Annotated in this window: 10 protein-coding genes; 7 read left to right on the forward strand and 3 right to left on the reverse strand. The window is 75.8% G+C overall.

Annotation, left to right across the window (positions count from 1 at the left end):
• The 6 genes from RI554_08495 to RI554_08520 all read left to right on the forward strand — a co-directional run.
• Positions 1-396: hypothetical protein (locus RI554_08495; protein ID MDR9392049.1), on the forward strand; the 396-nt coding region annotated here is incomplete at its 5' end.
• Positions 397-406: 10 nt separating this feature from the next.
• A complete protein-coding gene (locus RI554_08500; GenBank protein MDR9392050.1) occupies positions 407-730 on the forward strand; it encodes a YbaB/EbfC family nucleoid-associated protein in 324 nt (107 codons plus the stop codon).
• Between the two features lie 13 nt (positions 731-743).
• Complete coding sequence (gene recR / locus RI554_08505) at positions 744-1,349, forward strand: recombination mediator RecR (GenBank protein ID MDR9392051.1); 606 nt, start codon at positions 744-746, stop codon at positions 1,347-1,349.
• 202 nt (positions 1,350-1,551) lie between these two features.
• Positions 1,552-4,452, forward strand: a complete 2,901-nt coding sequence (topA, locus tag RI554_08510; protein ID MDR9392052.1) for a type I DNA topoisomerase — start codon at positions 1,552-1,554, stop codon at positions 4,450-4,452.
• Positions 4,453-4,482: 30 nt separating this feature from the next.
• Positions 4,483-5,235 carry a DNA repair protein RecO C-terminal domain-containing protein gene (locus RI554_08515; protein ID MDR9392053.1) on the forward strand — a complete coding sequence of 251 codons (753 nt, stop codon included), beginning with the start codon at positions 4,483-4,485 and terminating at the stop codon, positions 5,233-5,235.
• A complete protein-coding gene (locus RI554_08520) occupies positions 5,235-5,849 on the forward strand; it encodes a glycerol-3-phosphate acyltransferase (GenBank protein MDR9392054.1) in 615 nt (204 codons plus the stop codon). The genes RI554_08515 and RI554_08520 overlap by 1 nt, the downstream gene beginning before the upstream one ends.
• A 57-nt stretch (positions 5,850-5,906) precedes the next feature.
• On the opposite strand, the gene RI554_08525 is transcribed toward RI554_08520, so the two are convergent.
• The gene (locus RI554_08525; protein ID MDR9392055.1) at positions 5,907-7,244 is read right to left on the reverse strand and encodes a bifunctional folylpolyglutamate synthase/dihydrofolate synthase; all 1,338 of its coding nucleotides are present in this window, start codon (positions 7,242-7,244) and stop codon (positions 5,907-5,909) included.
• Complete coding sequence (locus RI554_08530) at positions 7,241-7,738, reverse strand: HDIG domain-containing protein (protein ID MDR9392056.1); 498 nt, start codon at positions 7,736-7,738, stop codon at positions 7,241-7,243. Before RI554_08530 ends, RI554_08525 begins: the two co-directional genes overlap by 4 nt.
• Positions 7,739-7,798: 60 nt before the next feature.
• Here RI554_08530 and RI554_08535 point away from each other — a divergent pair, with 60 nt between their 5' ends.
• Complete coding sequence (locus RI554_08535; protein MDR9392057.1) at positions 7,799-9,028, forward strand: hypothetical protein; 1,230 nt, start codon at positions 7,799-7,801, stop codon at positions 9,026-9,028.
• Between the two features lie 18 nt (positions 9,029-9,046).
• On the opposite strand, the gene RI554_08540 is transcribed toward RI554_08535, so the two are convergent.
• On the reverse strand, positions 9,047-9,937 hold the full coding sequence (locus tag RI554_08540) for a hypothetical protein (GenBank protein MDR9392058.1): 891 nt from the start codon (positions 9,935-9,937) through the stop codon (positions 9,047-9,049).
• Positions 9,938-10,072 lie beyond the last annotated feature (135 nt).

Below are 10,072 nucleotides of genomic sequence, written 5' to 3' on the forward strand. Positions count from 1 at the left end.
GAGGCGGCCGCCGGCCCCCCGCCGGAGCGCGCGCCGGCCCGCGACGCGTCGCCCACCCCGGCACCGTCCCCTCCCGAGCCGTCCCCTCCCGAGCCGTCGATCCCGGAGGCGCCCACCCCGGAACCGTCCGACCCCGCACCCTCCCGCGCGGCCGTACCGGCGTCCACCGCGGACGCGACCGAGGACGGCGACGCGGCGGAGGCCCGCGACCCGATCGCGATGGTGCAGGCGCTGTTCCCCGGACAGGTCGTCGCGCTCGACCCGATCGAGGACGACGCGGACGGCGAGGGGGACCCGGAGGCGACCGGCGCGGGCGACGGATCGGCCCCCGGACCCGGGGAGGCGGACGACGCCGACCCCGCCGGGGACGCCGAACCGGGCGAGCGCCTCGGGTAGAGTGCGAACGATGAACATGCAGAAGCTCATGAAAGAGGCCCAGAAGGCCCAGAAACAGATGGAGGAGGCGCAGCAACGCCTCGCCGAACTCACGGTGGAGGGCAGCGCCGGCGGGGGCCTCGTCACCGCCACCGCCACCGGCGCGGGCGACGTCACGCGCGTGAAGATCGACCCCGGCAGCGTCGATCCCGAGGACGTCGACCTGCTCGAGGACCTCGTCGCCGCCGCCGTCGCCGACGCCCAACGCAAAGCCAAGGAACTGCAGGAGCGCGAGATGGGCGGCGCCATGGGTGGGCTCGGCGGCATGGGCGGACTCGGCGGGTTGGGCCTCTGAGGGTCCACCCGACGTGAGTTTCCCCGCCCCGCTCGCGACGCTCATCCGCGAACTCGGTCGCCTGCCCGGCATCGGACCGAAGAGCGCGCAACGGCTCGCCTTTCACCTGTTCCAGCGCGACGCGGCGGACGTCGACGCGCTCGCCGACGCCCTCCGCGCCGCGAAACGCGACCTGGGGCGCTGCCCCCGCTGCGCCGGCGTCATGCACGCCGACGAGGAGGCCTGCCCCATCTGCCGCGACCCCGCCCGGGAGACCGGCGAGGTGTGCGTCGTCGAGCAGCCCGCCGACCTCCTCGCCATCGAACGCTCCGGCGAGTACCGGGGCCGCTACCACGTGCTGCACGGGGCGCTGTCGCCGATGAACGGCGTCGGGCCCGACGACGTCACGATCCCCCGCCTGCTCGAGCGCGTCGCGAACGGCGAGGTGCGCGAAGCGATCCTCGCGACCTCCACCACCGTCGAGGGGGAAGCGACCGCGATGTACCTCGCCAAGGCGCTCGGGGAGCACGCCGTGCCGGTGTCGCGCATCGCCTACGGCCTGCCGGTCGGCGGGGACCTCGAGTACGCCGACGAGGTCACGCTCGGCCGCGCCATCCACCACCGCCGGCGCCTCGACTGACGCCTCCGGAAGAGGTCCTCACCCCGTCCCCGCGGTCGCGGCGCGGGGGCGCGCCCCCGCGCGCGAGCGCGCGCTCGGGCGCACGTACGGGTGCGCGCGCCCGCGCACGCACGGGCGCGCGAGGCCCGACCAGGACGTACTTTCGCGCCTCTTGACAGATGCGGCGGCGCGCCTATAATGCGGCGGAATTCGAAGGGACGTCATGCCTGAACCCCGTGCCGCCGGTCGGACGCTCGTCATCGTCGAGTCGCCCACCAAAGCCAACACCATCAAACGCTTCCTGCCCGACGGGTACGTCGTGACGTCGAGCATGGGGCACATCCGCGACCTGCCGCAGACCGCGAAGGACATCCCGGCGTCGGTCCGCAAGCGCCCCTGGGCGCGCCTCGCGATCGACGTCGAGAAGGACTTCGAACCGGTGTACGTCGTCACGAAACCCAAGGTCGTCGCCGACCTCAAGCGGGAACTGAAGAAGGTGGACGAACTCGTGCTCGCGACCGATGAGGACCGCGAGGGCGAAGCGATCGCCCACCACCTGCTCGAGGTCCTCGAGCCCACCGTCCCGGTGAAGCGGATGGTGTTCCACGAGATCACCGAATCCGCGATCCGCGCCGCGCTCGAGGACACCCGCGACGTGCGCAGCGACCTCGTGAAGGCGCAGGAGACCCGCCGGGTCCTCGACCGCCTCGTCGGCTACACCGTCAGTCCGTTGTTGTGGCGCAAGATCGACAAGGGCCTGTCCGCCGGCCGCGTCCAATCGGTCGCCGTGCGCCTGCTCGTGCAACGCGAGAAGGAACGCCTCGCCTTCGTGCCCGCCCACTACTGGGACCTGACCGCCACCGCGCGGCGGGGGAGCGAAACCCCGTTCGAAGCGACCGCCACGCACGTCGCCGGCATCCGCTTGGCGTCCGGCAAGGACTTCGACGACGACACGGGACGCCTGAAGGCCGGCATGACGCCGGGCGAGAACGTGCAGGTGCTCGGCCAGGCGGAGGCCGCCGCCCTCGCCGCCGACGCGAGCGGCTCGACGTTCACCGTCGCGAAGGTCGAGGCGCGCGAGCAGAGCCGCAACCCCTCCCCCCCGTTCACGACCTCGACGCTGCAGCAGGAGGCGTCCCGGAAGCTCTCGTGGTCGGCGCGCGACACGATGCGCGTCGCGCAGGGCCTGTACGAGCGAGGCCTCATCACCTACATGCGGACCGACTCGACGCACCTGTCGGGCGAAGCGATCGGCGCGGCCCGCGCGCGCGTCGAGGCGCTGTACGGCGAGGCGTACCTGTTCGAGCGGGTCCGGCAGTACCGCGGCAAGGCCCGCAACGCGCAGGAGGCGCACGAAGCGATCCGCCCGGCGGGCGGCGCCATGAAGACCGCGAAGGAACACCGCCTCACGGGGCGGGACGCGGCGCTGTACGACCTGATCTGGAAACGCACCATCGCGACGCAGATGGCGGAAGCGAAGCTGCGGTACGTCACCGCCACGCTCGAGGGGAACGCCGACGGGCGCACCCTGACGCTGCGCGCCAGCGGCCGCCAGGTGACGTTCCCCGGTTTCTTCCGCGCGTACGTCGAGGGCAGCGACGACCCCGACGCGGCGCTCGACGACCAGGACGCCCCGCTCCCCGAATTGAGCGAGGGCGACGCGGTCGCCCTCGAGGCCGTCGAGCCGGTCGGGCACGAAACGAAACCGCCGGCCCGACTGACGGAGGCGTCGCTCGTGAAGCTGCTGGAGGCGGAGGGCATCGGGCGCCCGTCGACGTACGCGAGCATCATCGAAACGATCCAGAACCGCAACTACGTGCGCAAGCAGGGCCAACAGCTGGTGCCGACCTTCACGGCGTTCGCGACGAACAACCTCCTCGAGCACCAGTTCCGGCGGCTCGTCGACACCGAGTTCACCGCGGAGATGGAGGCCCGCCTCGACGCGATCGCGCAGGGCGAGGTCGACGCCGCGCCGTACCTCCGCGAGTTCTACGGCGGCGAGGACGGCATCGAAGCGCGGGTGAACGAGGGCCTCGAGTCGATCGACGCGCGCGAGATCAGCACGATCCACGCGGCGAAGTGGGACCCGTACGTCGTGCGGGTGGGGCGGTACGGCCCGTCGGCGGTGTGGACGCAGGCGGACGGCACGGTCGTGCGGACCTCCATCCCGGCGGAGTGGGCCCCCGCGGACGTGACGCGCGAGGACCTCGAGGCGCTCCTCACGATGGAGGCGAAGGGGGACGAACCGCTCGCGCACGACGCCGACGGCACCCCCGTGTTCCTGAAGAACGGGCCCTACGGGCCGTACGTGCAGTTGGGGGTGCCCGACGGGGACGCCAAACCCAAGCGGGTGTCGCTCCCCCCGAACGTCGCCCCGACCGACGTCGACGCCGGCTACGCGAAACGCCTGTTGGACCTCCCGCGGCCGCTCGGGACCCACCCCGACGACGGCAAGAAGGTCGTCGCCGGCATCGGTCGCTACGGGCCGTACGTCAAGCACGGCTCGACGTACGCGTCGCTCGGCAAGGGCGACGACGTCCTCGAGGTGGAGCTCGAGCGGGCCCAGGAGCTGCTCGCGAAGAAGCAGCGGCGCGGCCGCCCCGAACCGCTCAAGACGCTCGGGACGCACCCCGACGACGGCGCCCCGGTGGAGCTGCACGAGGGACGCTACGGCCCGTACGTGAAGCACGGGAAGACCAACGCGTCGCTCCGCAAGGGGCACGACCCCGACACGATCACGCTCGACGAGGCGCTCGAGTTGCTGGCGGCCCGCGAGGCCCGCGCGGGGACGAAGAAGGGCCGGTCGGCGGCGAAGGGGGCGACGAAGAAGGCCGCGACCTCGAAACGCGCGCCCAAGAAGGGCGCGAAGAAGAAGGCCGCCGCGAAACCGAAGCGCCCGAAGGCCACGAACGGCGACCTCGAGCCGTTCCTGGAGCGCTTGGACGCCACCGACCGCGACGTCGTCGTGCGCCGGCAGGGCATGGCGGGGCACGAACCGGCGGACGCCGCCGCCGTCGCCGCCGCCCTGTCGCTCGACGAGGCCGACGTCGCCGAACGCGAAAAGCGGGCGTTGTTCAAGCTCCGCACCGCGTTCGGGAAGGCCCGCGCGAAGGCCGAGTCCTGACGCGGGGGGCGCGCCGGGTAGCATGACGGCATGGCCGGATCCCGCTACCGCGTGCGCGACGGCATCGTCGTCCGGCGCGCCCCCCTCCCGTCCGGCGACGTCGTCGTCACCCTCCTCTCCGAGGACGGCAAGTGGCGGGCGGTGGCCCGCAAGGGACGGCTGTTGGGGGGGAACCCGGGCCGGCTGTCGCTCTTTCACGACGTGCGCGTCCAGACGTACCAACGCAGGGACGACGACCTCGCGGTCGTCACGCAGGTCACCCTCCGCGGGGCGCTCGCCCGCCTCGCCGACCCCGGCGTCTACCCGTACGCGCACCTGCTCGCCGAGCTCGCCGACCGCCTGAGCGTCGACGTGCACCACGGCGAACCGCTGCACGCGTGGGTCGCGAGCGGCCTCCGCGGCCTCGACGTCGACGAGGATCCGGAGCGCGTGGCGTTGGTGCACGCCTGGATGCTGCTGCGCGTCGCGGGCCTCGCCCCCGAGGTCGAGGGGGCCGTCGGCGACGGCGGGGCGGGCGCCCGCCTGGACGTCGCCGCCGGTCGACTGGCGACCGACGGCGAGGGCGTCGCCCTCGCCCCCGACGTCGCGGCCGGCCTCGCGCGCCTCGTGGCCGACCGCCCGCGCGCGACGCTGCGCGAGGCGTTGCCCGACCGGCCGGCGCAGTGGCGCGCCCTCGGGCGGTACGTCGCGTGGCACGTCGATCGGGTGAAGAGCCTCGAGGCGATCGCCGGCCCGCCGTCCGGCCCGGCGGGCGACCCCGGACCGCGGGGGGTGGCCCCCTGATGGCGGGCGCGTCGTTGGACCTCCTCGGGATGCTCGCGGCGGTCTTCTTCGCCGGCTACCAACTGGGCGGCCTCCCGTTCGGGGCGTGGATGGCGCGGCTCGGGGGGCGCGACGTGTTCGCAATCGGTTCGCGCAGCATGGGCACGATGAACGTCGCGCGGAACGTGAGCGTGAAGCTGGGCGTCGCGACGTTCCTGTTGGACGCCGGCAAGGGCGCCGCCGCCAGCGGCGTGGGGGTCGCCCTCGCCGGCCTCCTGGCCCCCGATGCGGGCCTGACGTTCGGGCTCGTCGCCGGCGTCGGGGCGGTCGTGGGGCACGCCTGGTCGTCGTACGTCGGCTTTCGTGGCGGCAAGGCGCTCGCGCCGGCGTTCGGCCTGACCCTCCCGATCCTTCCGTCGGTCGGCGTCACGGCGCTGTTCGTTCTCGTGGCCGCCATCGCCCTCACCCGCCGCGTGACGCTCGCGACCGTCGCGACGCTGGCGGCGTTCCCGGTCATCACGGGCGTCGTCCTGAGCGTCCGCGGGTGGCCGACCGACGACGTCGTGCGCGCCGCGCTCGCCTCCGCCGTGATCGCGGCGGTGTCGGTCCGCAAGCACCTCGCCCACCCCCGCTGACGCGCGCGGCGCCGCCGACGCGCGCCGCCCCGCCGACTCCGGCCGACCGGCGGGACGTCACTGCCAGCGTTCCCACGCCGGGTCCGGCTCCCCCCGCAGCCACGGGCGGACCTCCCCCACCAGGAACAGGCTGCCGGCGACCAGCACGGGGCCGCCGTGCGTGAGGGCGGCCGCCACCGCGTCGCGCGGGGCGTCGTGGACGCCCACCAGCGGCAGGCCGGCGGCCTCCACCGCCGCCGCGAGGTCGCGGGCGGGGAGGGTGCGCGGCGCCCGCTCGGCGCGGGTCGCGACGACGCCCCGCACCGTCCCGGCGAACGCCGCGAGGAGGCCGGCGACGTCCTTGTCCTCCGCGACGCTCGCCACCAGCGTCGGCCGGAGCGCGAGCCGCTCGAGGGTGGCGGCCGCCGCCCGCGCGGCGGCGGGGTTGTGCGCCCCGTCCAGCAGAAGGGGGCCCGCGCCGGCGGGTGCGTCGGGCGCGACGCGCCGCCACGTGGCGTCGCCCACGACCTCGAGGCGGCCCGGCCAGCGGGTCCGGGCCGCCCCGTCCGCGACGGCGTCGGGCGTCACGCCGAGCTCCAGCGCGACGAGGGCGGCGAGGGCGGCGTTGCCGGCCTGCGCCGCCCCCACGAGCGGCGTCGCGAGGTCCACGTCGGCGCGGCCGGGCCGGCGGAGGCGAACCTCGGAGCCGCGCAGCCCACGCGACGCGATCTCCAGCTCGGCGTCGGCGTCGGGGGCGGGCGCGACGTCGGCGACGGCGAGGGGCGCACCGAGGCGGGCGGCTTCCTGGCGAAGGGCGCGGCGCGCTTCGCCGCGCGCCGTCGTCCAGGCGGGCACCCCGGTGCGGAGGACGCCGGCCTTCTCCCGCGCGATGCTGGCGACGTCGGGCCCCAGAAGCGCTTGGTGGTCGAGGGCGACCTGCGCGACGGCGCAGGCGGTGGGCGTCACGACGTTCACGGCGTCGAGCCGCCCCCCGAGCCCGACCTCGAGGACGGCCTCGTCGACGCCGGCCTCGGCGAAGGCGACGAAGGCGAGGGCGGTGACCGCCTCGAAGAACGTCGCGTCGGTCGCGTCGGCGTGCGGCCTCACGTGCGCGGCGGCCGCCTCGAAGGCGGCGTCGTCCATCGGGACGCCGTCGACCGCCACCCGTTCGCCCGGGTGGGTCAGGTGCGGACTGACGTACCGGCCGACCGACGCGCCGCCCGCGCGCAGCATCGCGTCGAGGTGCGCAACGGTCCCCCCCTTGCCGTTCGTGCCCGCCACCACGACCGCCTCGAAGGCGTCCTGCGGCCGACCGAGCCGCTCCAGGAGGGCGCCCATCCGCTCCAGCCCCGGCACCACACCGAGGCGTTGCCGGGCGAACAACGCCGCGGTCGCGTCGCCGGGCGGCGTCGTCACGTGCGGCGGTCGGCGTCGTGAAGGGCGCGGGCTTGGGGGTCGTTCCCGGGGGCGTGGTGCCGAGCGACGAGGTCGACGAGGCGGGCGGGTGCGCCCGCGTCGCGCAGCATCGCCGCGCCGTACGCGGGGTGGTGCGCCGCCACCTGCCGGGCGCCGGCGACGCCGACCCGCAGCGGTTCGGGGGGTGGAACGGGTCCGGGCAGGAGGTGCACCAGCACCCGCTCGTGCACGGCGTAGCGGCGGCGGGCCTTGCCGACGTCGTGCAGCAACGCCGCGCGCACCACGACGGCGTCCACGTCGGGCGTGCGGCGCAGCAACGTCCGCGCGACGCGCACCCCGTGATCGCGTTCGCGGGGGTCCATGGCGTGGAAGAGGGCCCGCTCGGGCCCGACGAGGTGCGCGTCGGCCCACGCGTCGTCGGGACGCGCGAGGCGCGGGTGGATCCCGCGCACGGTGCGGGTGCCGGCGTTCCACGTCCAGGCGAGCGGCTTCACGCGCGCGAGCGTACCAGCCGGCGACCGCCAGGAGCGGTCGGCGGGTATGCTGCGCCCTCGATGCTCGCGTCCCGCGCGTCCGCGCTTTCCCGCCCGTTGCGCCCCCGCTTCGTCCTCCGCGCCCTGCTCGCCTGCGTGGCGCTGTTCGGGGTCGGGGCCGCCCTCGCGCAGGGGGCCGAACCCATGCCCGGGGGGGCCGGGCCGGTCGGGCTGCAGGGGGACGACCCCGCCGCCCTCGCCGACGCCGCCGTGACCGCGTGGCTCGACACCGAATCGATCCCCCTGGCGGACGTCGGGACGCTGGACGCGGAGACGGTGTGTCGGCGCCTGCCCGACCTGCTGGCGGCGCCGCCACCCCCCTCGGGCACCACGGTGGAGCTCGAGGACCGCGTCGAGCGCGACGCGGACGCCGACGACCGCCGCCGCTTCACGTACGCCGCGCGGACGCCGGCCGGCACCCTCGAGGTCGTCGAGGTGGTGCTGCAGGACACCCGAGCGGGCGGGACGGACGTCGCGGCCGGGGTGCGCGACCCGGGGGCGGGCGACGCGACCGCCGGCGCGTGGCGGGTGGAACGCGTCGGCTTTCAGGCGCCGGCGTCCCCGGGGCGGCCGTGGTTGCAGGGGCGCGTCGCGGGGTGGGCGTTCCTGCTGCTGACCGGCGCGGTCGTGGCGCTGCTCGTGCGTCCTTCGCCCCTCCGGCGGGTGTTGGCGGAGGGGGCGCGGCACGTGCGCACGCACCGGCGGGTCGTCGCGATCACCATGGGCGGCCTCGCAGCGGTCGTGGTGGCGGGGTTCGTCGCGGGCACCGGCCTTCCCGACGCGTGCGACGACGCGATCGCGATCGTGTTGACCGACACGTTGGAGGCGGTCGGGGCGACGTCGGCGTTGGCGAGCGGCGACGTGGTGCGCACGGCGGTCGTGATCTTCTACCAGAACTTCGGGGTGGTGACGGTGACGCTGTTGTTCGGATCCGCGCTGCTGTTCGGCGTGCCGGCGTACCTGTTGGCGGGCCTGTCGTTCTTCGCGCAGGCGGCCGCCTTCGGGGCGCTCGGCCTCGGCGGGGGCGCGGCGGGGCTGCTGGCGTTCGCGGTGTTGGCAGGGCTCGAGTTGAGCGCCTACTTCCTGGTCGTCGCGGGGGGCGGGATGCTCCTCGCGACCCTCGCCCGCGAGGGCCTCCCGGCCCTCGGGGCGGGCTACCGGAAGTTGCTCACGACGCTGCCGTGGGCGGCGCTGTTGTTGCTCGTGGGGGCGTGGTACGAAGCGATCCTGTTGGTGGCGGCCGGCCCCTGACCCCGCGGGGCGGGGCGCTTACGCGAGATCCAGGGCCGTGCGGACGGCGGGGGCGACGTCGAGCAGCGACGTCGCCCCCGCGAACGCGTCGGCGTGCGGCCCGACGGCGGCGAGCGGGACGGGCGCGCGGGTGTGGCGTCCGTGCCCGAGGTCCTCGAGGTTGCCGTGGTCGCTGGTGATCACGACGGTCGTGCCCGCCGCGCGGGCGTCGAGGAGGCCGGCGAGGAAGGCGTCGAGGCGCGCGACGTAGGCGCGGCCGGCGGCCAGGTCGGCGGCGTGGCCGGCGGCGTCGCTCGTCCACACGTCGAGGAACGTGAGGTGCGCCGTGGCGGCGCGGCGCGCGAGGCGGCGGCCGGCGGCCTCCGCGCCGGCGGGGCCGGGCGGCGCCCCGCCGGGCGCCGGGACGCCCATCGCGGCGAAGGCGGCGCCGTCGAGGTCGGCGGCGACCGCGTCGCCGCGCGCGTACGCGTCGAGGTCGGGCAACGTCACGCCGGCGGTGCGGGCGACGTGGACCGGGACGTTGGGGCGGAGGCGGCCCCGCTCGAGCGCCTCGAAGAACCCGCGGGGGTAGGCGCTCCCCCAGGCGACGGCGTGGGGGCCGTAGCGCGCGGCGGTGGCCCCCAGCCACTCGCCGGCCGCGAGGAACCGCTTGAGGGTCGGGCCGGGCCAGGGGCCGTAGTGTCCACCCATCGCCGCGACGGCGTCGCGGCCGGCGAGCAGCGTCGCCTGCCCGGTCGCCGATTGCGGTCGGCCGGGCACCCCGAGCGTCGCGTCGAGCGTCGCGAAGGTCGCGCCGCGTCCCGCTGCGAGGGCGTCCCAGGTGGGCGTCGCGACGCCGGCGAACGGGTTGGTGTCGGGGGCGTCGGGTCCCAGCCCGACCCCGTCGAGGAACACGAAGGCGAGGCTCACGAGGGGGGCGGTCCGGCGTCGGGGGTGGAGGCCGCGTCGGGGGTGGAGACCGCGTCGGCGGTCCCGCCGGAGGTCGCGCGTCCGCGCGCGGCGGGCCGCTCGCCCGGGCGTGCGGTGGGGGTCGGGATGGGCCGC

It is taken from the genome of Trueperaceae bacterium (genome assembly GCA_031581195.1).
Classification (GTDB): Bacteria; Deinococcota; Deinococci; order Deinococcales; family Trueperaceae; genus SLSQ01.